General features: G+C 43.6%; 20 protein-coding genes. 6 read left to right on the top strand and 14 right to left on the bottom strand.

The genetic code is table 11. The annotated features are described in order from the left end of the window. Nucleotide 1: 1 nt before the first annotated feature. The 4 genes from EWU21_RS01290 to EWU21_RS01275 all read right to left on the bottom strand — a co-directional run bounded on the left by EWU21_RS01290 (nt 2) and on the right by EWU21_RS01275 (nt 4,024). The gene (locus EWU21_RS01290) at nt 2–772 is read right to left on the bottom strand and encodes an MBL fold metallo-hydrolase (protein WP_130894986.1); all 771 of its coding nucleotides are present in this window, start codon (nt 770–772) and stop codon (nt 2–4) included. A gap of 4 nt (nt 773–776) precedes the next feature. Further along, complete coding sequence (locus EWU21_RS01285) at nt 777–1,145, bottom strand: response regulator (RefSeq protein WP_130894985.1); 369 nt, start codon at nt 1,143–1,145, stop codon at nt 777–779. 121 nt (nt 1,146–1,266) lie between these two features. Continuing rightward, nucleotides 1,267–1,776: a DUF2911 domain-containing protein gene (locus tag EWU21_RS01280; protein ID WP_130894984.1), complete on the bottom strand. Its 510-nt coding sequence runs from the start codon at nt 1,774–1,776 to the stop codon at nt 1,267–1,269. 19 nt (nt 1,777–1,795) lie between these two features. Then, complete coding sequence (locus EWU21_RS01275) at nt 1,796–4,024, bottom strand: DUF5916 domain-containing protein (RefSeq protein ID WP_130894983.1); 2,229 nt, start codon at nt 4,022–4,024, stop codon at nt 1,796–1,798. Between the two features lie 118 nt (nt 4,025–4,142). Here EWU21_RS01275 and EWU21_RS01270 point away from each other — a divergent pair, with 118 nt between their 5' ends. After that, complete coding sequence (locus EWU21_RS01270) at nt 4,143–4,859, top strand: YebC/PmpR family DNA-binding transcriptional regulator (RefSeq protein ID WP_130894982.1); 717 nt, start codon at nt 4,143–4,145, stop codon at nt 4,857–4,859. Between the two features lie 5 nt (nt 4,860–4,864). Here the strand turns inward: EWU21_RS01270 and EWU21_RS01265 are convergent, their stop codons facing one another. The 7 genes from EWU21_RS01265 to EWU21_RS01235 are packed head-to-tail and all read right to left on the bottom strand — an operon-like array spanning nt 4,865 to nt 12,032. Then, nucleotides 4,865–5,611: an NUDIX hydrolase gene (locus EWU21_RS01265; RefSeq protein WP_236633157.1), complete on the bottom strand. Its 747-nt coding sequence runs from the start codon at nt 5,609–5,611 to the stop codon at nt 4,865–4,867. Further along, the gene (locus tag EWU21_RS01260; RefSeq protein WP_130894980.1) at nt 5,601–6,248 is read right to left on the bottom strand and encodes a GDSL-type esterase/lipase family protein; all 648 of its coding nucleotides are present in this window, start codon (nt 6,246–6,248) and stop codon (nt 5,601–5,603) included. Before EWU21_RS01260 ends, EWU21_RS01265 begins: the two co-directional genes overlap by 11 nt. After that, nucleotides 6,241–7,236 (bottom strand): Gfo/Idh/MocA family protein, encoded by a 996-nt coding sequence (locus EWU21_RS01255; RefSeq protein ID WP_130894979.1) that lies wholly within the window; start codon nt 7,234–7,236, stop codon nt 6,241–6,243. Before EWU21_RS01255 ends, EWU21_RS01260 begins: the two co-directional genes overlap by 8 nt. A 15-nt stretch (nt 7,237–7,251) precedes the next feature. Beyond that, nucleotides 7,252–8,328, bottom strand: a complete 1,077-nt coding sequence (locus tag EWU21_RS01250; protein WP_130894978.1) for an aminotransferase class V-fold PLP-dependent enzyme — start codon at nt 8,326–8,328, stop codon at nt 7,252–7,254. Between the two features lies 1 nt (nt 8,329). Continuing rightward, nucleotides 8,330–10,240 carry a phosphoglycerate dehydrogenase gene (serA, locus tag EWU21_RS01245; RefSeq protein ID WP_130894977.1) on the bottom strand — a complete coding sequence of 637 codons (1,911 nt, stop codon included), beginning with the start codon at nt 10,238–10,240 and terminating at the stop codon, nt 8,330–8,332. Nucleotides 10,241–10,251: 11 nt separating this feature from the next. Then, complete coding sequence (locus tag EWU21_RS01240; protein WP_130894976.1) at nt 10,252–11,208, bottom strand: YheT family hydrolase; 957 nt, start codon at nt 11,206–11,208, stop codon at nt 10,252–10,254. Continuing rightward, on the bottom strand, nt 11,208–12,032 hold the full coding sequence (locus EWU21_RS01235; protein WP_130894975.1) for an SDR family oxidoreductase: 825 nt from the start codon (nt 12,030–12,032) through the stop codon (nt 11,208–11,210). Before EWU21_RS01235 ends, EWU21_RS01240 begins: the two co-directional genes overlap by 1 nt. A gap of 109 nt (nt 12,033–12,141) precedes the next feature. On the opposite strand from EWU21_RS01235, the gene hemA reads away from it, so the two are divergent. From hemA to EWU21_RS01215, 4 genes are all read left to right on the top strand, one after another. Continuing rightward, the gene (gene hemA / locus EWU21_RS01230; RefSeq protein WP_130894974.1) at nt 12,142–13,416 is read left to right on the top strand and encodes a glutamyl-tRNA reductase; all 1,275 of its coding nucleotides are present in this window, start codon (nt 12,142–12,144) and stop codon (nt 13,414–13,416) included. Between the two features lie 10 nt (nt 13,417–13,426). Next, nucleotides 13,427–13,879 carry a regulatory protein RecX gene (locus tag EWU21_RS01225; RefSeq protein ID WP_130894973.1) on the top strand — a complete coding sequence of 151 codons (453 nt, stop codon included), beginning with the start codon at nt 13,427–13,429 and terminating at the stop codon, nt 13,877–13,879. Nucleotides 13,880–14,029: 150 nt separating this feature from the next. Further along, nucleotides 14,030–15,208, top strand: a complete 1,179-nt coding sequence (locus tag EWU21_RS01220) for a pyridoxal phosphate-dependent aminotransferase (RefSeq protein ID WP_130894972.1) — start codon at nt 14,030–14,032, stop codon at nt 15,206–15,208. After that, a complete protein-coding gene (locus tag EWU21_RS01215) occupies nt 15,195–16,052 on the top strand; it encodes a prephenate dehydrogenase (RefSeq protein WP_130894971.1) in 858 nt (285 codons plus the stop codon). The genes EWU21_RS01220 and EWU21_RS01215 overlap by 14 nt, the downstream gene beginning before the upstream one ends. A gap of 122 nt (nt 16,053–16,174) precedes the next feature. Here the strand turns inward: EWU21_RS01215 and EWU21_RS01210 are convergent, their stop codons facing one another. Beyond that, nucleotides 16,175–16,882, bottom strand: a complete 708-nt coding sequence (locus EWU21_RS01210; RefSeq protein WP_130894970.1) for a hypothetical protein — start codon at nt 16,880–16,882, stop codon at nt 16,175–16,177. Nucleotides 16,883–17,007: 125 nt separating this feature from the next. On the opposite strand from EWU21_RS01210, the gene EWU21_RS01205 reads away from it, so the two are divergent. Continuing rightward, nucleotides 17,008–17,328 carry a helix-turn-helix domain-containing protein gene (locus EWU21_RS01205; RefSeq protein WP_130894969.1) on the top strand — a complete coding sequence of 107 codons (321 nt, stop codon included), beginning with the start codon at nt 17,008–17,010 and terminating at the stop codon, nt 17,326–17,328. A 17-nt stretch (nt 17,329–17,345) separates the two neighbouring features. On the opposite strand, the gene EWU21_RS01200 is transcribed toward EWU21_RS01205, so the two are convergent. Together EWU21_RS01200 and EWU21_RS01195 are read right to left on the bottom strand one after the other, a co-directional pair. Beyond that, nucleotides 17,346–19,289 (bottom strand): M1 family metallopeptidase, encoded by a 1,944-nt coding sequence (locus tag EWU21_RS01200; RefSeq protein ID WP_130894968.1) that lies wholly within the window; start codon nt 19,287–19,289, stop codon nt 17,346–17,348. An 8-nt stretch (nt 19,290–19,297) separates the two neighbouring features. Then, on the bottom strand, nt 19,298–21,085 hold the full coding sequence (locus EWU21_RS01195) for an acyl-CoA dehydrogenase (protein WP_130894967.1): 1,788 nt from the start codon (nt 21,083–21,085) through the stop codon (nt 19,298–19,300). Nucleotides 21,086–21,120: the final 35 nt, after the last annotated feature.

Genomic DNA, 21,120 nt, shown 5'->3' with positions numbered 1-21,120 from the left:
TTTATAAGTTTAAAACGAGCCCATCATAGGCCAAAGAAACGTTAGGGGGTAATTCTTTTTGTACCTCGGCATGCAAACCCATTTGGTGACTAACATGGGTAATATACGCCTGTTTCGGCTTTAAATCCGCGATTAATTCAAGGGCTTCTGCTAGCGTAAAATGGGAAACGTGGGTTGTTTTACGTAAGGCATTGATAACCAATACGTCTAGATTTCGTAGTTTATTTTGCTCCTCTGGGGCGATGGAATTCGCATCCGTCACATAGGCAAAATTTCCAAACCGAAAACCCAACACATCTAAGTAAAAGTGTTTCACGAAGATGGGCTGAATGTTGATCCCTTGGACCGTAAAGGGCTGGCCATCGATCTCATAGACATCAATTTCCGGCACGCCTGGGTATTTATTTTCGCCAAAAGCATAGGCAAACTCCCGCTTCAACTGCTCGATGACCTGAGCACGGGCATATAAAGGAATCGACGATTGCTGGTGAAAATTAAATCCCCGCACATCATCCATTCCTGCCGTGTGATCTTTATGTTCGTGTGTGTATAAAACGGCGTCCAATCGCTTAATTCCAGCCCTAAGCACCTGCTGGCGAAAATCTGGACCCGTATCAATGATGAAGCTCTTCCCTCCTATTTCGATGTGCACCGAAACACGCAGACGCTTATCTCGCTCATCCGTGGACTGACAAACAGCGCAGTCACAAGCGATCATCGGAATCCCCTGCGAAGTTCCCGTTCCTAAAAACGTCACTTTAGAAGGGGACATAACTTTATTCCGTTAAGGCTTTCACCTGAGAAACCAAGGAATCGAAGTTCAAAGGCTTAGCTAAGAAATCATTGAATCCGGCTGCTTTAAAGTCATCCATCGAATAGTTGCGTGCATTTCCAGTGATCGCAATCATCGGGATAGCTGCTTTTTTCTTGTCTGCTAACGCACGAACCGCACGAGCGCAGTCCATACCGTCCATTACTGGCATATTGATATCAAGTAAGATAATATCAAATTCAGCTTTCGCTAATTCATCTAACACTTGTTGTCCATTTTTCACGGCGTGAATTTCGAAGTTTTGAAATTCTAAAATCTTCTTAGCTAGATTTTGGATCACTGAACTATCTTCCGCTATCAATACCTTTTTCATATATTCTTTATTTATCGTCAATTGCGAGTAAAAATAGCCAAAGGAATGTGTATTTCAAACGAATTTTGGCAATAAAAAAAGCGGCCCAATACTGAACCGCTTTTTTATCAAGATCTTGATTTTATTTCAAGTAAAACGAAACCGAAGTTTTGTCCCAATCTAAGCTCACCTGGCCTGCAGCCGTGATTCCGATCGTGAATTGCTCTGTGTGTGCATGCTCGCTTACGCGTGCCTTTACACGTAACACATCATTTGCTTCCTTGTAGGTATAAGCACCCCACATTTTAGCTTCTTTGTTAAAGATAATCGTCCACTCTGTTTCGCCTGGGATAGACAATAAAGAATAAACTCCTTTAGCTAAGGTCTTGCCTTGAACCGTGATGTCATTGGAGATTTCGATTGTAGTCGCTTCGTTCGCGCCTGTTCTCCAAACTTCACCATAAGGAACTAAAGCTTTCGCTTCTTTCGTACCAAAAACCAAACGGCCTTTCACCGAAGGTTGCGCATACTTAATCATCACTTCGGTGTTGCCTACTTTTGCCGTAGCCACAGCAGCAGGTGATGGAGCCGCTTTCTGTGCCAAAACACTGAAAGAAACTAAACAAGTCAATAGTAATAAGAACTTCTTCATAGGTTGTTTTTTATTTAGATTACAAATTAAGCCAATAATTCAATTTCAACACCAATGCGCGGTTACGAATTTGCATGATCTCCGGAAAATAATTATCCGTGTACACTAAGAATAAATCCGAAGCAGGCTTGTAACGCCATTGCAAACGTGCGTTTAAGTTGATATTCTTTGTTTGCTGGTTCAACTGAAAGAACGTAGCAAAGAACAATTTGTTTGAAAAAGTGATATCTATTTTAGGTCGAATGATCCAGAAGTTAGAGGACACTTTCTTCGCTGCCGCCACATCCGTTCCTGGGATGGCCACATCCACAATGTCATTATAATCCACGGCAACAGAGAAACTACCATAAGGCTGGAATCGATATCCAATATCTGCGGTAATTCCGGTGCGCCAACCTTGGCCATAATACCCCCCAAAACGAGACGATAACGTATAGGTAAATAACTTGATAGGCGAAGAACCATAACGCGCATTCAGCGCATACCAATCGTGCTCAGTCCCTTTTTTCAAGGCCGTATTGCCCATGCGGGTCGCATCAAAATCATATAATAATTTCACATAATCATAGGACAAATAGGCCCCAAAAGTGGAGCGATCCTTCATCGTCCCCTCATAGGCAACGTAGGTCGTATTGTCTGTAAAAGTGCCTTGGTTATTCCAATAGCTCATCGTCATCGCGGATAGTGTCGTATAAAACACGTTCGTTGACTTATTTTTAGGGTAGAAATTCTTCGCTGCATCTAGCTGCGTTTGTATATAATTAACGCGAGGAACATAGCCTGTTTCTGGATTATAATTCTCTCCTACCCAAGATTCTTTGAAGCCAAATGCCCAGTCGTTGTCTTTATAGGCCAAAGAAGCCGCTTGCGAAAAACTGCGATCCTTTTGCAAAGGGCTAATCGTGTTCGCATAAAAGAGCGATCCCGTCCAGAAATTATCTGCTGAAGCTAAATTATATTCGAAGCCCAGGTCCCGATTATAGGTTTGAAAGCCATTCGAACGCTGCAGATCCGTATCGATAAACGATTGCTTGTTCACCATATAGGCCCCAAAGTTTGAGCGGGCGAATAACTTGCGTTGCAAGGCAACCATGGAATAATTTTGGGTAGGCACTCCTTTCGCGTCAATTCGTTCAGACTGCACATTCAAAGCCCCAATCCGCCAATCCTGATTTAACTTTCCACTTAATCGCGCCCCGTAGGTGATGGGCGTCTGCTCGTAAATCCCCGTCTTGGGATTCAAGGCTAAACCGATTCTACGGGAGAAAAAGGGTCGAATATTATCCGTCCCAAATCCATCAAATAAATCCGAGTTCTCAATAAAAAACTGGCGTTTTTCTGGATAAAAGAGCTCAAAACGGTCCAGATTCGTCTGTTGCCTATCCACATCCACCTGCGAGAAATCTGGATTCAAGGTCATATCCAAGTTCAATCCTGAATTAATGGCTACTTTAATATCACCCCCTATTTGGTTGCGCATCGAGGCAGGATCTTTCGTTTCGTAATTAGCCGTCACCCCTGATAAGACATAGGGAATCAAGGAAACATTCTTTTTAGGTGTGGGTGGCGGCGTATCCCACACTAAAACACCTGCGTAGGCTAACGATGCCGTGGGAAATTGCCGAGGGACAGGGGCCCAGGCGGATTTTTCTTTGGCCTTCAAATCATAGCGAGAAAAATTAATCCCCCAGCGATTCAGATTCCCCTTATAGCGAATCGACTTAAAGGGAATCGCCGCCTCGAAAATCCACGAATCTCGCTTGTAGGTGGTCGCTGATTCCCATTTATTATCCCAATTCAAGTTCACTTTAGCACCCTCGGACATTTGGCCGTCCCATTGCGCCCCAGCCGCATTCGCTCCGAACGCAAAACCCGTCGTCTTATCTTCGAACGTGTCGATGAAAACTAAAAAATTATCATTGACTCCAAAACTAAAATCTCGCTTCATCGACTCCACCACGAAAGCCCCGGGTTCTTTTAAGAAACATTCCGCGGAAATATACATGTATTTGTCATCGTAGGTCATCTTCACATCCGTCCGCACCTGGGCGCACAAGGAATCGAAGGGATTGCACATCATGAAATCACTGACTGCTGCAGATTGAAACCAGGCGTTCTCCTCTAAGATTCCATCGATTTTGATGGCTCCCGTGCTTTTTTTGATGTGCATTTGGAAGTTTTCGTTCTTCTTTTGGGCAAAGAGCGATGTGGTAAAAAGGACAAAAAAGAGCCAGACGTATTTTTTCATTTCTGCAATTTAGCCAAAATAATCAGCTAAGAAGGCGGTACTATAGGGGGATTTTTTTTAGATGGGATAGCGGAATTCCATCAGCTTGTTTTATTTTTGCAATTCAAATTAATGAACTATGGGAAGAGCCTTCGAATTTAGAAAAGCGAGAAAATTCAAACGTTGGGGTCAAATGGCCAAAACCTTTACCAAAATTGGTAAGGATATTGTGATTGCAGTGAAAGCAGGTGGTGGCGACCCTTCGTCTAACTCCCGCTTACGTGCCATCATCCAAAACGCGAAGGCAGTGAACATGCCGAAGGAAAACGTAGAACGCGCTATCAAACGCGCGACTTCGAAAGACCAAGAGGATTACAAAGAGATCGTTTACGAAGGATACGCACAACACGGTATCGCTATCTTAGTCGAAACAACCACCGATAATATCAACCGTACGGTAGCCAATATCCGTTCTTCTTTCACGAAATGCGGAGGAAGTTTAGGAACAACTGGGATGTTAGATTTCATCTTTACCCGTAAATCCGTTTTCAAAATCGCGGCTAAACCAGAAATCGATTTAGAAGAATTAGAATTCGAATTAATCGACCTTGGTGGTGATGAAGTTTTCTTAGATGAGGAAACGAACCAGATTAATATCTATGGGGAGTTCACGGCTTTTGGCGGAATTCAAAAATTCCTAGAAGAAAAAGGGTTCGAGTTAATGGGTGCGGATTTCGAGCGAATCCCAGATGAGACCAAAGAATTAACCGAAGAGCAAGCAGCTGACGTCGAAAAACTCATCGAGCGTCTAGAAGAAGACGACGATGTACAGAACGTCTACCATAACATGGGCTAATGAAATTACGAAGCGGAGGACAAAAAAGCCTCCGCTTTTTTCTTGTCCAAACGATATAAATAAGGGGCTTTGTGCGCTCCACCGGAATATTTCTTTTCAATTCGCTCCAGAATATCTAAACTCAGCATCTTACGCTGGAAATTCGTTCGCACTAATTCCTTCCCTAAAATCGTCTCATAGACTTGTTGCAACTCAGACATGGTAAACGTCTCTGGCAACAGATTAAACGCCGCTAATTTCGTATCAATTGAGCTGCGCAAATGAGTTAATCCCGTTTTTACGATTTCGGTGTGATCTAAAAACAAGGACGGAATTTGATCCACATCCATCCAAGAAGAATCATCTGACACATCATTTAAGGTCACTTTCACTTTAGAATATTCCACTAAAGCATAATAACCAATGGTAATGTAGCGATGCGATAACCATTTTAAATCTTCATTCGAACGACCCATGGCTAGATTAATCTCCTCATGTTTTTCAATCGCCCCGATATTCCTTTTCAAATCGCCAAAAGTATGAAACTGCTGCAAATAGATATTCTCCAGACCTGTCCGTTGCCACAAAATTCGTTTCGCAGCCTCATCCGCGTCCTCTTCTTTTCCAATAAAACCACCCGGCAACGACCAAATCTCGTTATTTCTAAATTTCAACAAAAGCACCTTCAGGTGATTCTCTTGAAACCCAAAAATGACGCAGTCCACCGAGATATTCGGTAACCAATCACCTTTTAAAACATCTTTATTTGGCATGCTGTTGAATGAAGTTTTGTATTTGTTTGGCGAAAATGACATAGCCCTTCTCATTCAGGTGCAATTTATCCGCTACGAAAATATCTTGCATTAAAGTGCCGTCCGCGTTATAGAAAGGCGAGTGCATATCGATGACATAATGCCCCTTTTTCTTCGCAACAATCGCAGCGATGCGTTGATTCAAGTCTTGTTGTTTGGATTTCATCGCCTCCCGAGCTATACTAGGACGAGCTGATACGAAAACGAGTTTTGCCCCCGGAACCTGCTTCGCTAAACGGGCTGAAAACTCCTCAAATTGCGAGGCGATCTCATCCGGACTTTGGCCCATCGCTAAATCATTATCTCCTTCATACATAAATACCCAAGAGGGCTGGTATTTCACGACCATGCGATCGAAATAATACAAGGCATCTTTTAAAGTACTTCCGCCAAAGCCGCGGTTAAAGGCATTCATTCCTTTCGTATCCGCATCGAAGCTTTTCCACAAACGAAAACTCGATGAACCGAGGAACAATTTCATCCCTTTTGCCGGCAATGCGATGGAATCTTGCTTTTCATAGGCCACGATTTCTCTCTCGAAACGATTCTGTGCGCATACGCTAAAAGACAATAACAGGAAAAGAAGGATCTTATTCATTAGGATATTTTAAACCAATTTGAGAACGAATTTCATCTAATAAAGCCATTAATTCCGTACTGAAGGCGTGCGTCATCAAGGCATTTTCTGTGCGACCCGCACGCAAATCCGCTTGCACTGCCTCCGCTTCGTAGCTATAACCCCAGCCTAAGCGCTCCGTTTCATAGAACGTTTCTTGCTCTGTTTCGTGAATGGTTACCGTGATTCCTTTCGTTTCGTGAAAACGCGAATGCATATGGATCTTACCTTTCGTACCATGAATTTCACAGGTCGTATCCGTCTTCGTGGCGAACGTGGAGAACAAGGTAGCCGTTGCTCCTGAACTATATTTCATGGCGATGGACGTGTTCATATCCACTCCGCTAGGCGCCATCACGCCAGTCGCTTTCATTTCTAAAGGCTCCCCTAACACGAATTTGGAGATAAATAAAGGGTAAATACCGATGTCTAATAAGGATCCGCCGGTCAACGCTGGGTTGAACCAACGCGCCTCCGCATCGTAGGGTGCGTGAAAGCCAAAGTCTGCTGCCAGGTGAACGATATCTCCGATCACACCCGAGGCTAGAATCTCTTGCAGTTTCACGATAGAGGGATGGAAACGCGTCCATAAAGCCTCCATTAAGAAGATTTTCTTATCACGCGCCGTCTGAATCATTTCAGCGACTTGCTTCGAATTGATCGCAAAGGCTTTTTCACATAAAACAGGAAGTCCCGCATTCAGACATAATAACGTATGCTCGTGGTGCAATCCGTGCGGAGAGGCGATGTACACCACATCGATTTCGCCGCTTGCAAGCATCGCTTCATACGAACCAAAGCATTTTACATCGGGCCCATAATGGGACGCAAATTCTTCTGCACGGGAAATATCTCTAGAGGAAACAGCCGCTAAATAACCGTCCTTAACAAAGGCTAAATCATCTGCAAATTTGCGGGCAATTCCGCCGCATGCCAATATACCCCACCGAATGGGTGATCCATTTTTCATAGTTTTAGGTTTTTATTAAAGTGAACCTAATTCAGTTATTAAAGCCTGAACCTGGTCCATATTTACTGCTGGGAAATTCGCGATGCGGATTTGGGTTTCTTTCAATTTGCCATATCCAGCCCCAATAATCATATCGCTTCTCTCTTTAATCGTATTGATCACTTTAGACGACCCCTCTTTGCAGTTTAACACCACAACAGTCGCCGAGCGGTGATTTTCATTCTCCACGAATATTTCGAAGTTATCCGATTTCTTCGCAAAATCATATAAAGCTTTCGCTTTTTTATCCGTCTCCTTGCGCATAGTCTCCACGCCGATTCGGTTAAAATCCTCCGCCACTTTGCCTAACACATAAATCGCCATCACGTTAGGAGTTTCTGGCGTTTCGAAATTCTTATAATTTTCCCAAAGGCTTGGCAACGAGTGATACGTCCCCACGATACCCTCGTGCTTCTTCATTCGTTCCGACTTCTCCAGCATCGCCTCATTCGCAAACCAAACGCCTAGACCGGCGGGCATTCCGAATGATTTTTGGACACTAAAAAAGGCTGAGTCTACTAAGCTAAAATCGAGATTCGGGTAAGGCGCAGACGAAACCATATCCACCGCCACAAACTTATCCTTGTTTGCTTTCTTGATCTTATGGATCTCTGAAGCCTTCATCTGCACACCTGAACTCGTCTCATTTGCCGTGCAGCAAATCAATTCCGCGTATTCCGGCACTTCCACTTCCGCGGCATCAAAACCCTCGCCAAATGGCTTGTGCATCGAATTCGCATACTTGTGTAGGTCTTTAGAGAAATCGAAAAATTTCTTCGAAAACGAGCCATTCACTAGGTGAAAACTCTCGTGTTCCACTGTATTCATGATGATACGCTCCCATACCTCTGTCGCAGATCCCGTAAATAGGACTGCGTGGCTCTTAGGCAAGGCGAATAACTCGCGCAATTGCTCATCTGCGTGCTGGTAGATCTTACGGAAAGCCGCGGAACGATGGGAAATCGAACCGAGGTTTAAGCGAAAAGCCTCCATATAATGGGACTGTACCGTAGGAAACAAGGCCGCAGGGCCGGGGGTAAAAAAGGTGCTCATATTAATATAACATTCTAAACTTAATGGTGTTATCGATCAGCTTCAATTCGCTCACGATTTCATCCGAGTATTCTTTGGCCACATCCGTAATCACATAACCCGTATTCTCTGTGGTCTTTAAGTATTGACCGATGATATTTACGTGGTATTTGGCGAAGATTTGGTTGATTTGGGCCAAAATCCCCGGCACATTGTGGTGAATATGCAACAAACGGTGCGCATCCTCTAACGGCGGCAATTGTAATTCTGGGAAGTTCACAGAGCCATACGTGCTACCATTGTTCATAAATTGCAACAACTTCGCTGGCACGAATTCACCAATATTTTGCTGCGCTTCCTCCGTGCTACCACCGATGTGCGGCGTCAAAATCACGTTAGGCAATCCGCGTAATTCACTCATAAACTCCTCGTCATTCGTCTTCGGCTCATGCGGGAATACGTCAATCGCCGCGCCCCACACTTTACCGGACTTGATCGCCTCCACTAAAGCCGAAATTTCGACCACGTGACCACGTGACAAGTTCAAGAAGATGACATTATCTTTCATCCAAGAGAATTGCTCCTTGCCGATGATATTCGTGTTTGACTTACGACCATCCACGTGCAAACTCACAAAATCCACTTGCGATAATAACTCTTTCAGGCTGCTGCATTTTTTGGCATTACCTAAAGCTAATTTATCTACCGAGTCATAGAAATACACCTCCATACCCAGCGCCTCCGCAATCACGGAAATCTGCGTACCGATACTTCCATATCCTACTAAACCAATTTTCTTACCTCTAATCTCGTACGAATTCGTAGCCGACTTATCCCAAACACCCGCGTGCATTTTCGTCGATTTCTCGAAGATATTACGCGTCAACATCACCATTAAACCAATCGACAATTCCACTACCGAACGTGTATTCGAATACGGCGCATTAAACACCGCAATACCGCGCTTCTCACATTCCACTAAATCGATTTGGTTTGTACCGATACAGAAAGCACCCACACACATCAAACGAGAGGCATTCGGGTGTTCTAATACTTTTTTCGTCAAATTCGTCTTCGAACGCAAACCAATGATGGACACATCCTTGATTTTTTCGATCAATTCATCCTCATCCAAAGCGCCTTTCAAAAGCTCCACCTGGAAACCTTCTTTCTTGAACGCCTGAACGGCACCAGGGTGCACGTTTTCTAATAAAAGAACTTTGATTCTTGATTTAGGATACGATTGCGCGCGGCTTAAACCGTTGATGTACAAGAACTCATCTAATGACGGAACTACGTAATCCGCTTTGTCCGTCACCGCCTTCCGCGACACGTTCTCCGTGAACGCAAAGAACTTATTCGCTAAACCTGACTCGCGCAACTCATAATCCGTGATACCATCACCGATCACGTAAACCTCGCCTTCTAATTGCAATGATTGCAACAAGCGTACTTTACCTTTATCCTGGGACAATAAATTGTCCGCATCGTATCCGGTGATATTTCCTTCCGCATCATACGTGAACGTATTCGCGTATACGTTCTCCGCTGGGATACCCATCTCGTTCACTACGGGAACGATAAAGTCTTTGAAACCAGAGGAAACGATTAAGATTTGTGCGGCATTTTCTTCTAGAAAATCCTTGTTGCGCTTAAATGACTCGGAGATTTTACCTTTTAAAAAGACGATCAATTGATCTACATGCGAGCGATTTGCCGGCAATAAAGCGACGCGATCGCGTAAGGAATCGGCGAAAGAATAGGCCCCTACCATTCCTTGGTCGGTGATATCGGTAATCTTTCCCACGATCTCCGCCTGCTTCGGATTTCCCTGAAGCGCGATTCTCGCTAATTCATCGAGCCCCTCCACTTTCGTGAATGTGCTATCGAAATCAATGACAATTTTTAAAGGTTCTGCTTGAGCTGTAGGCATGTTATTATTTTCTAAACGCTTTTTTTAAACCAAGTTTCGGCGCGATTTTCCGACCAAGTATAACCCTGGTAATTCTTCGGATAAAAACCACAATGTCCTCCTTTTTCCTGTGCGTCTAATTGGACAAAGTCCAAGGTCTTCACAAAAGATTCCGGAATACATTCCGCCGATAAAAATGGGTCATTTTTTGCATTCACGATTAAAGTGGGTACGTTAATCTGATCCAAAAAATACAAGGAGCTACTCTTTTCGTAATAGTCTTCCCCGTCTTTAAACCCGTGTAAAGGCCCTGTGATCACATCGTCAAAATCCACTAAACTCTTAATCGAATCAATCATCTCCACGGTAATATCCTGAGGATAGCGCGCGGACTTTTCCTTGACTTTTTTAATGAGAGTTTGTAGAAATCGATGAGTGTAGAGTCTGTTTTCCCGCTTAGCTAATTGCTTGCTACTCGATGAAAGGTGTAAAGGTACGGAAAATGCGACAGCTTTTCGAATCATTTGGGGAGGATTTTTACCCTGTTCACCTAACCATTTTAAGGTTAAGTTGCCCCCTAAACTAAATCCAGCGAGATAGATATCTTTCGCGCCTCGTTCGATGGCTAGTTTAATAATGAAGTCCAAATCATCCGTCGCCCCACTGTGGTAAAACCGTAGATTCTTATTTGGCTCCCCTGAACAACTGCGGTAATTCCAGGCCAGCGCGTTCATTCCCTTCAATTTGTGAATTAAGCCTGTCACATATTGGCGATCACTTGATCCCTCTAAACCATGGGACACAATTAATAAGGGACGCTCTGAAAGTTCGCCACCATACCAATCGATATCCAAGAAATCCTGATCGGGAGTCGTCACTCGTTCGCGACGTGGCGTTTCCGAAAGAATCACTTTCCGAAAAACCGAGGGATAAATACTTTGTGTATGCCCGTCCGGTAACCAAAGTGGCGGGGTATAATTTTCTACCATTAAATGAAAAAGTCGGGTAACAATTGATTTTCTGGCGTATTCGGATTGACGCGGTATTCCGTGAAATCCGTCACTCCTTCTGCACGTAACACGTCTTCGTCGATGTAGAAATTTCCTGTGACCGTCTTCGCATCTTTCTGTAAAATCGCTGCAGCCGCATCCGCCATAATAGTTGCCTTGCGTCCTAATTGCATCATCGACACATTCCCCACCGCGAATTCGATGGCAGCAGTCGCAATAATGGTCTTAGGCCAAAGTGAATTAAATGCCACTTTCCCCTTAAATTCAGACGCCATTCCGAGGGTACAAAGGGACATCCCAAATTTGGCAATCGAATACGCCACGTGATTCTCAAACCAGCGCGCTTCCACATTCAAGGGCGGAGAAAGAGTCAATACCTGAGGATTTTCCGCTTTCAATAAATAAGGCAAACAAGCCTGAGCACACAAATAGGTCCCGCGCGTATTCACCTGATTCATCAGATCGTATTTCTTCATCTTCGTATGCAAGGTCCCGGTCAGCTGAATCGCCGACGCATTATTGATTAATATATCGATGCCTCCAAAGGTCTCGACAGCTAATTTAACCGCCGCTAAAACCTGATTTTCGTCACGAATGTCTACCATACAGGCCAAAGCCTTTCCGCCAGCCGCCTCAATTTCAGCCGCCGCCGTGTAAATCGTACCTGGTAATTTAGGATGTGGCTCAGACGTTTTAGCCGCAATAACGATGTTTGCACCCTCTGAAGCTAATTTTTTTGCAATCTCTAATCCAATTCCGCGAGATCCTCCGGTGATAAAGACTGTCTTATTTTTGAAGTGCATATGATTCCTATTTTTTCTTCATCTAAATTACGATTTTCTTTCAAAGACAGATACATTTTAAACTTTTGCATTGTACTTTTGTGAATTAATAATCACGCTTAAGACAGAAATGAGTTTACCTTTTAAATCCGTCAGCCTTTCACACCGTACTGCGCCGCTCGCCATTCGCGAGATGTTAGCGTTGAACGAGGACGAGAGCAAAGGGTTTTATGTGAAGTGTAAGGATCTTTTCGGGCTAAATGAATTATTAATTGTCTCTACCTGCAACCGCACGGAGTTCTACTATACGTCTGATCGCGATATCTCGACCGACTTAATCAAGGCTTTCTTAATCGAAAAAGGCTTAACGAACACCGCCGAATACCTAGGTTATTTCAAGCAAATGGACGAAACAGAGGATTCTCTACGCCATTTATTCGAAGTAGCAACCGGCTTGCAGTCAAAAGTAGTAGGGGATTTACAGATCCCGAACCAGATCAAAAAAGCCTACCAACAAGCGGCGGATTTAAATATGGCTGGTCCGTATTTGCACCGTTTGATGCATACCATCTTCTATTCTAACAAGCGCGTAGCCCAAGAAACTTCGTTCCGTGATGGAGCAGCCTCTGTTTCCTATGCGACCGTTGCCTTAGCGGAAGAACTTTCTCAAGCACTTCCTCACCCGAAAGTCTTAATCCTAGGATTAGGCGAAATCGGTTTGGATGTATGCAAGAATATGGAAGAAAAGGATTTTGCGGAGTTCACCATTATGAACCGCACGATCGAGAAAGCAGAGAAGATTGCCGCTGGAAAGGAACTTTTCAGAGTTGCTCCTATCGCTGACTTGTGGAAAGAAATCGCCACTGCTGACATCATTATCTCGTCTGTACGCACGGATAGCCCGATGATCACGCAGGCAGAGATTAAGAAATTGCAATTATTATCCTTCAAATACTTCATCGACCTTTCTGTGCCTCGCAGCATCGAGGATGGTATTGAGAAGATTAATGGGGTCCTTTTATACAACATCGACACCTTGAAGGAGCGCGCGGATGAGGCTTTGGCCACTCGCTTAGCCTCTATTCCGGATGTACGCACCATCATCGAAGAGAGTATTGTGAGCTTTAATGATTGGTCTAAAGAGATGGAGGTTTCGCCTACCATCCACAAATTGAAAAATGCGCTGGAGCAAATCCGCAAGGAGGAGATGAACCGCCATATGAAAGGTTTGACGAAGGAAGAGACCGAGAAGCTAGAGAAAATCACGGCTGGTTTAGTCCAAAAAATCATCAAACAACCCATCATCCACTTAAAAGCCGCTTGCAAGCGTGGCGATTCGGATAAAATGGTGGACGTTCTGAACGATCTGTTCAACCTAGAAAGTTTCGAAGAAATCGATTCTTAAATCTGCCTTTATGAATAGCGAGATTCTCCAAAAGCTGGCCCGCTATTGCGCCTACCAGGAAAGATGCGTCCAAGAACTGGAGCAGAAGATGAAGACTTTTGAGGTTTCGCCGGCTGATTTCCCTTCGTATTTAATGTGGCTCCGCGAAAACAACTACCTGAACGAAGCGCGTTTTGTCGAAATCTTCGTCCGCTCGAAGTTCAATCAGAAAAGCTGGGGACGCACGAAAATCAATTACGAATTACGCAAGCGCGGCATTTCAGCTTCTCTTTTAGCCTCAGCTTGGGATGGCATCGATGATGCGGATTACATCGAAAAAGCTCGTGCTATTTTACAGAAGAAAAGAGACGAGATTAAAACGGGGACCTCGCCACAACGGTATCAGAAGTGTTATAACTTTGGCCTCTCTAAAGGATACGAATCCTCCCTCGTTCGCGAGCTATTGAAGCCTCTATTTGCATAAAAGCAAATTTTTCCTACCTTTGGCATATGAATTCACACGCAATCAACTATTTAACAGGGTATTATTACGCAGGTTATTACAACGCTGCCTAATCGGTTATATAGTTTTTTGTCAATTATATCAGCCGACTTTACGTCGGTTTTTTGTTTTATGAGCTTACACATCACAGCGGCGAGCCGCTTAAACAGCGTGGAGGAATACTATTTCTCTAAGAAATTGAAGCAGATCGCGGCTTTAAAGGAATCCGGCGTACCTATCATTAACTTAGGTATTGGATCTCCAGACTTAGCCCCATCGTCTGAGACCATCGCGGCATTGACAGAAAGCGCGGCAAATCCAGCCAACCATGCCTACCAAGGTTACCAAGGTATTCCCGCTTTGCGCGAGGCTTTCGCCTCATTTTATGCGAAGCATTATGGCGTTACGGTTAATCCCGCTTCTGAGATTCTGCCCTTGATCGGCTCCAAAGAAGGTATCATGCACATCGCGATGGCCTATTTAGAGAAAGGCGACGTGACCTTGATCCCTAATCCGGGCTACCCTACTTATTCGGCGGCTTGCTCTTTAGCCGGTGCGACGGTAGAAAGCTATGAATTATCAGCCTCCACGGGTTGGTTACCTGATTTAAAGGCGTTAGAAAAGCGTGATCTTTCCAAAGTCAAAATCATGTGGGTCAACTACCCGCACATGCCTACCGGTGCACAAGCAACGGTGGAATTCTTCACGGAGTTGCGCGATTTCGCTATTCGCCATGCGATTTTATTAGTCAATGATAACCCCTATAGCTTCATCCTGAACGAGAAGCCGATGAGCATGCTGTCCATTCCGGGGATGCAGGATGTCGCGATCGAATTAAATTCCCTTTCGAAGTCCCACAATATGGCGGGTTGGAGAATTGGGGCGGCTTTTGGGAAAGCGGAGTTTCTAGCACCGGTCTTGAAGTTCAAATCCAATATGGATTCTGGGATGTTCTTGCCTTTGCAACAGGCAGCCGTTAAAGCTCTTTCTGCTGACAGCGCGTGGTTTGAGAATCAGAATCGCATTTACCGTTCGCGCCAGAAACTCGTATTTGACTTATTGGATTTACTCGATTGCGTGTATGATCCGGCACAGTCGGGGATGTTTGTTTGGGCCAAAATCTCAGCCACATTCAACTCCGGCTACGCACTTTCTGATAAAATATTAGACGAAAACGCGGTGTTCATTACGCCGGGCGGAATCTTTGGAACACAAGGCGACGGCTACATCCGTATCTCGCTTTGCGCACAAGAATCCGTTTTCTCACAAGCGATTGATCGCATCAAAAACCACAGCAATGGCATCTCCTAAAGTAGGCATCATCGGTATCGGATTAATTGGTGGATCCATCGCACTCGGTCTTCGCAAGAGTGGCTGGGCATCCGAGATCATCGGTATTGATACCAATCCCGAACACCAGAAAAAGGCCCTTTCCTTAAAACTCGTTGACCGCATCGCCTCTTGGCAAGAGGCCATCGATCAAGTAGACGTCTTCGTTTGCGCGATCCCAGTTGATCTGTTAGTGGCTTTAATTCCATCGGTATTGGATGCGCTAAAACCTGGGCAAGTGATCATCGAGGTAGGTTCCACCAAAACCCCGGTTTTCGAGGCTTTAAAGAACCACCCGAAAAGAGCTCAGTTCGTTTCCACTCACCCGATGGCCGGAACCGAGTTCTCGGGCCCTGAAGCAGCTGTTCAAGGCTTGTTCGTGGGTAAACGAGGTGTCATTTGCGATAAAGAACTCAGTGACCCTGCTGCCGTTGCTTTGATTGAAGATTTATACCGCAGCGGCTTAGAGATGAACCTCATCTATATGGGATCCATCGAGCACGACATGCACACGGCCTATATTTCACACATCTCGCACATCTGTTCCTTTGCTTTGGCAAATACGGTACTGGAGAAAGAAAAAAACGAAGCCCGCATTTTCGAACTAGCCTCCACCGGTTTCGAATCCACCGTGCGTCTAGCGAAATCTTCCCCTGAAACCTGGAGCCAAATTTTCCACCAAAACCAAGAGAATCTGCTCGACGTTTTGGACGAATACATCAACACCCTGTTGAAATACAAAGGCCTGATGCTTTCTGGCAGCTATGAAAAACTGAAAGAAGAATTAGGAAAGGCGAATGATATCGGGAGGATTTTAAAAGGGTAGTTATTTAAATCGAAGGTAAAACCAACGAAATACTTGAACTATAAATAATAGTACAAGTACATAAATAAATACAGAGATTAATTCTCCGAGCCAAAGCGATTGTAGGAATAGATATTTCATGATTAGTGTATTTTCCAAGCTGAAGGTTTAACTGAAGAAATTGAATAGACTCCGGTTAAAGTGTTATAGGTTATATACAATTCTTCCATAGGATGTGAATAACCAAAATTTAAAGATCCATTAACAGAGACTATTATTTCCCAATGTCCACCAATTATTAATTGAATATTACCATTTGGTTGAATATTCCCAAATTGATTCCAGTAATCTTGCACGTAAGACCCACCAAAGAAAAAACCATCTAAACGAGAAAATACATTATCAACTTCTCCGTTTTTGTTCCATGTAAAATTTGCAGAAAAATTTCTCAACCAATCCAAATTGTATCTAATAAATCCTTTAGGATTTTTATTTACACAATCAGTACAAATTTCCATATCATCTGTATTGCCCAACAATTGTAACTTGTTTTCTGAATTGTAACGATTAAAAAATGTTTGCCTTATTGAATCACTCATTGAGCTTAAACTAAGACTAATTAGTTTTACAGAATCAGTTTTGGTTAATTTATCCTTTTCTAAAATAGATAAAAACTCAATCATCTCTTCAGTAGATTTAAAAATGATTGCAACGCCATTGGGTCGTTTTTCTAACGGGATCAATTGCCCTTTTAGGGCATTTTGTGGCTTTATTCCTCCTAATTCATCTTGACAACTAAATAAGGTGCTGAATGAAAACAGGTAAATAAATAGTATTAGTGGATTTTTCATATTTGATTTTTTTTCAAATATGGGTTGAAAATTATGTCCACCAAAAAATATAAGTTATAGCATTATAACTTAAGTAATTAAAACAAATGGGTTTCGTACATTTAGAATAAATAACCACTAATAAAATGACACACCCTTGCGATCAAATCCGGAAAATTAGATCTAAACTTGGTATTTCACAAGAATATATTGCTAACAAATTAGAGATATCTCAAACAGCATATTCGAAAATCGAAAATCAACAAACTAAAATTAAGTATGAAACACTACTTATTATTTCTCAGATCCTTGAAGTACCATTAGTAGAGCTTTTTGAATCGAAAATTAAAGAAATAAATTCTTATAATTTAATTGAACCTACTTACGAGGAAACGATTCTTGAATTGAAAAAAATCATTAATTTCCAACTACGACTTATAGATTTTATCATAAAAAAAGGCCCATAAAGGGCCTTTTTCATTTCTTACCTTGAGCGAACACTCAGCGGCTTCCACGTATTATTCTTCGAATCCATATCCGGAAATGAATGATCTGGATCGATCACCACCGATTTAATTGGTAGCTTCGTTGAAGTGCGGAACGTCCAGCTAGAACCTCTCTGCCAAATCTCCACCGGGAACGTAAAGCGTTCTTTTTCTCCGCTCGTTAATTCCACTTCCACCACTGCTGGCATAGCCATCTTGTCTAAGTTTTCGATCGTAATCACAGCCCCCTTTGCAGGATCTTGTTCTACGTAATCTACGTCTTTCACCGATTGATCTAGTTTCCAAAGTTCATAGAACCAAGCTCTCCAGAACCAACCTAAATCCTCACCAGCACCATCTTCCATTGCACGGAAGAAGTCCATTGGAGTCGGGTGTTTAAAAGCCCATTTGTTGATATAATTTTTAAAAGCATAATCAAAACGATCAGCACCTAAAATATTTTCACGCAAGATACGTAAGCCAAAACCAGGTTTACCGTAAGCCTCCATTCCTAAGTTACGGGTTTGAATCACATCAGGAATCGACATAATTGGATCTGCGGTTTCGCGGAAAATCGATTTCGCCATCGTGTGCATATCAAATTTACGGTTCTTGTATTCGCCCTTATTGAAAGCATCCGTCGAATAGAAATTGATAAAGGTATTGAAACCCTCATCCATCCAGGCGAATTTACGCTCATTAGAACCCACAATCATAGGGAACCAGTTATGGCCAAATTCGTGATCCGTCACGCCCCATAATGAAGCTGTTTTATCCTTATAGCCACAGAAAATGATGCCCGGATATTCCATACCAGAAACGATACCAGCGACGTTCGTAGCTACCGGATACGAATACTCATATAACCAATTCGAATAATGCTCAATCGATGCTTTCACGTATTCTGATGAACGTGCCCAAGCCTCTTTGCCATCTGATTCTACCGGATAAACCGATACGGCCATCGATTTCTTGCCGCTAGGTAAATTGATACGACATGCATCCAGAATGAATGATTTCGATGACGCAAATGCAACGTCACGCGCATTGTTGCACTTAAATTTCCAAGTCAAGCGATCTTTCGCCGGACGAGAAGCTGGATCTGTAACCTCAGCCGCCGAACGAATCACGACCGTTGTTTCTGAGTTCGCAGCTGCAGCCCATTTCTTAACCTGATCAGCCGTATATACTTCTGTCGGATTCAACAATTCACCTGAACCCACCACGATGTGTGATGCCGGGGCATTGATTGAATATTCGAAATTACCGTATTCTAAATAAAACTCCCCAGCTCCTAAATAAGGCAATACGTTCCATCCTTCGATGTCATCGTACACACAAACGCGGGGGAACCACTGCGCTACCGTGTAGATCGCGCCATTTTTCGTTTGCTGGATACCCATTCTATCCGAAGCATTCTCCGGTGAAGTGAATGAATAAACGATTTTGATTTTAGCTGTTCCTGTTTTTTCTGCCAAAGGAGAAGCCAAGCGAATCTGCATCCGCGTATCCTCCACAATGAAATTAGCTGGCTTACCATCGATCGTTACGCTCTCAATTTTATACCCACCTTGGAAAGCTAAATTCCCAAAACGACCACCCGAAATAGGCGTCGTCTTGCCTCCGCGAGACTGCGTATTGAAACTATTTTGGTCTAATTGCAACCACAAAAACGGCAGCTTATCAGGGGAATTATTCTTATAGGTAATTTCTACATCGCCCGTGATTTTATTCGCGACATCGTCTAATGAAACGGCAATCTTATAATCTGCCGAGTTCTGCCAGTAGCCTGGTCCGGGAACACCCGCCGCAGAACGCATAGGAGATACAGGTCCATAATTCCAAAGCGGATGAAACAATTCGTAAGCGGAATACTTACTTTGAGCTAACGCAGCAGTTGATAATAACAACGCTAGACCCAGGAATACGTGTTTTTTAAACATAATACTTTTTATTTGTGATCAAAAATAGTCAAAACTTCTTCATCCATCAAACGCTTCGATAAACCCAAAGCCTTAGGCACCTCGTAGTGGTAGAAGAATTTCATCGTGTGAATCTTATCCTTGTAGAAAGCTTCATCTTCTGCGTTTAACCCACCTTTGGCTAAGGCAGCAGCCGCCACGTGACCTTGCTTCAACCATTGCCAAGCGACAGTAATCAAGCCGAACAACTCCATATACAAGGTCGAATCCGCTAAGAACACTTCGATTTCGCCTTTCATCGCGAAGCCTAATTTATGCATCGTCACTTTGGTCAGATTCTCCAGTTCTTTTTCTAACATCTCTGCATATTTGCTTAGGTTTTCGTGGCCTTTTGCCACAGCGATGTCTGCGTAAACTAACTTTCCTAAGGTCTGCAAAGCCGCTCCGTTGTTCGCGGGAATACCGCGACCTAATAAAGTCAAACCATGAATACCGGTTGTTCCTTCATAGATCGACATAATCCGTACGTCGCGGGCCATTTGCTCTAAAGGGAAATCTTCGGTGTATCCGTAGCCTCCTAAAACTTGCAATCCTTGATTAACCGCCTGAGTCCCCATCTCTGCAGGATAGGTTTTAGCTACGGTAGTCATCAAGTCGAGCATCATTTGGGCTTCTTTTTTTGCTTCCCCTTCTAAGCTTTTTGCTAAATCATCCCACATAAAACATTGGAATAATAGGCCCATCGAGCCTTCGACGATCGCTTTTTGGAAATACAACATGCGCTGCACATCCGGGTGGTTTTTAATTAAGGTAGGCGGCGTATGCGGGTCTTTATTCGTCAATAAACGACCCTGTGCACGCTCATTCGCGTATTGCTTAGAAGCGTGGTAGGCAGCAGATGCGATGTAGGCTCCACCCATTCCCACCCCTAAACGAGCTTCGTTCATCATTTGGAACATGTATGACAAACCTTTGTTAGGTTCACCCACTAAATAGCCGATAGAATTACCTTTATCCCCAAAAGAGAGGTGGAGGGCTGGGGTCGCTTTTTGGCCCATCTTATGGTAGACGCCCATAGAAACCACTTCGTTGTTCACCAATGTTCCATTTTCAATCCGCTTCTTAGGTACAACGAAAAGAGAAATTCCTTTCGTACCCGCTGGAGCGCCTTCTAAACGGGCTAAAACCAGGTGAATGATATTTTCTGAGAAGTGATTATCCCCTCCTGAAATGAATACTTTTTGTCCTTTGATGGCATAGGTTCCATCCCCTAAATCCTTAGCGGAGGTAGACGCATCATTCAATGAACTTCCGGCTTGTGGCTCTGTTAAGCACATCGTACCAGTCCACTTGCCAGAAAGCATGTTAGGAACGTAAGTATCCGCTAATTCTTTGGAACCAAAAGAGGCAATTAAGTGAGCAGCCCCATGGGATAATCCCGTAAACATGACCGCTGAATTGTGTGCCGCACCGCGAATGAATTCGTGTGCCCCACCGATCATCGATGGCACTTGCTGACCACCATGTTCTAGATCAAAGGTACAACCGATCATTCCGGACTCCCCCATCTCCTTAATGTAGGGCTCAATTCCAGGGTGAACATGGACGACGCCATCCACTAATTCAGCCGCTTTGCGATCCGATTCCACATAGATGGGACGTAAATATTTTTCCGCGATGGCATCGGCTGAATCCAATACCATTGTAAACATATCAGGGGTATAATCCGCGTATCGAGGATAGTTACAAAGAGAAGCAGTATCAAAAACCTCGTTTAAAATAAAGTCTAGGTTGCGACGGTCGTATTCTTTTGCCATGGTTATAACGTTTAGGTTGTAACAAATTTGCAGAG

The organism is Aquirufa antheringensis (assembly GCF_004307425.1).
In the GTDB taxonomy this organism is placed as follows: Bacteria; Bacteroidota; Bacteroidia; order Cytophagales; family Spirosomataceae; genus Aquirufa; species Aquirufa antheringensis.
Note: the sequence above shows the minus strand (reverse complement) of the source record. Positions and strands in the feature narration are given on the sequence as shown.

Bases quoted from the DNA above. Each gene is read 5' to 3' on its own strand.
- EWU21_RS01250 (WP_130894978.1), bottom strand. From the start codon at position 8,328: ATGAGCACCTTTTTTACCCCCGGCCCTGCGGCCTTGTTTCCTACGGTA.
- EWU21_RS01220 (WP_130894972.1), top strand. From the start codon at position 14,030: ATGAGCTTACACATCACAGCGGCGAGCCGCTTAAACAGCGTGGAGGAA.
- EWU21_RS01240 (WP_130894976.1), bottom strand. From the start codon at position 11,208: ATGGTAGAAAATTATACCCCGCCACTTTGGTTACCGGACGGGCATACA.
- EWU21_RS01195 (WP_130894967.1), bottom strand. From the start codon at position 21,085: ATGGCAAAAGAATACGACCGTCGCAACCTAGACTTTATTTTAAACGAG.
- EWU21_RS01260 (WP_130894980.1), bottom strand. From the start codon at position 6,248: ATGAATAAGATCCTTCTTTTCCTGTTATTGTCTTTTAGCGTATGCGCA.
- hemA (WP_130894974.1), top strand. From the start codon at position 12,142: ATGAGTTTACCTTTTAAATCCGTCAGCCTTTCACACCGTACTGCGCCG.
- EWU21_RS01275 (WP_130894983.1), bottom strand. From the start codon at position 4,024: ATGAAAAAATACGTCTGGCTCTTTTTTGTCCTTTTTACCACATCGCTC.
- EWU21_RS01235 (WP_130894975.1), bottom strand. From the start codon at position 12,032: ATGCACTTCAAAAATAAGACAGTCTTTATCACCGGAGGATCTCGCGGA.
- EWU21_RS01225 (WP_130894973.1), top strand. From the start codon at position 13,427: ATGAATAGCGAGATTCTCCAAAAGCTGGCCCGCTATTGCGCCTACCAG.
- EWU21_RS01280 (WP_130894984.1), bottom strand. From the start codon at position 1,776: ATGAAGAAGTTCTTATTACTATTGACTTGTTTAGTTTCTTTCAGTGTT.
- EWU21_RS01210 (WP_130894970.1), bottom strand. From the start codon at position 16,882: ATGAAAAATCCACTAATACTATTTATTTACCTGTTTTCATTCAGCACC.
- EWU21_RS01285 (WP_130894985.1), bottom strand. From the start codon at position 1,145: ATGAAAAAGGTATTGATAGCGGAAGATAGTTCAGTGATCCAAAATCTA.
- EWU21_RS01290 (WP_130894986.1), bottom strand. From the start codon at position 772: ATGTCCCCTTCTAAAGTGACGTTTTTAGGAACGGGAACTTCGCAGGGG.
- EWU21_RS01270 (WP_130894982.1), top strand. From the start codon at position 4,143: ATGGGAAGAGCCTTCGAATTTAGAAAAGCGAGAAAATTCAAACGTTGG.
- EWU21_RS01255 (WP_130894979.1), bottom strand. From the start codon at position 7,236: ATGAAAAATGGATCACCCATTCGGTGGGGTATATTGGCATGCGGCGGA.
- EWU21_RS01200 (WP_130894968.1), bottom strand. From the start codon at position 19,289: ATGTTTAAAAAACACGTATTCCTGGGTCTAGCGTTGTTATTATCAACT.
- EWU21_RS01265 (WP_236633157.1), bottom strand. From the start codon at position 5,611: ATGCCAAATAAAGATGTTTTAAAAGGTGATTGGTTACCGAATATCTCG.
- serA (WP_130894977.1), bottom strand. From the start codon at position 10,240: ATGCCTACAGCTCAAGCAGAACCTTTAAAAATTGTCATTGATTTCGAT.
- EWU21_RS01205 (WP_130894969.1), top strand. From the start codon at position 17,008: ATGACACACCCTTGCGATCAAATCCGGAAAATTAGATCTAAACTTGGT.
- EWU21_RS01215 (WP_130894971.1), top strand. From the start codon at position 15,195: ATGGCATCTCCTAAAGTAGGCATCATCGGTATCGGATTAATTGGTGGA.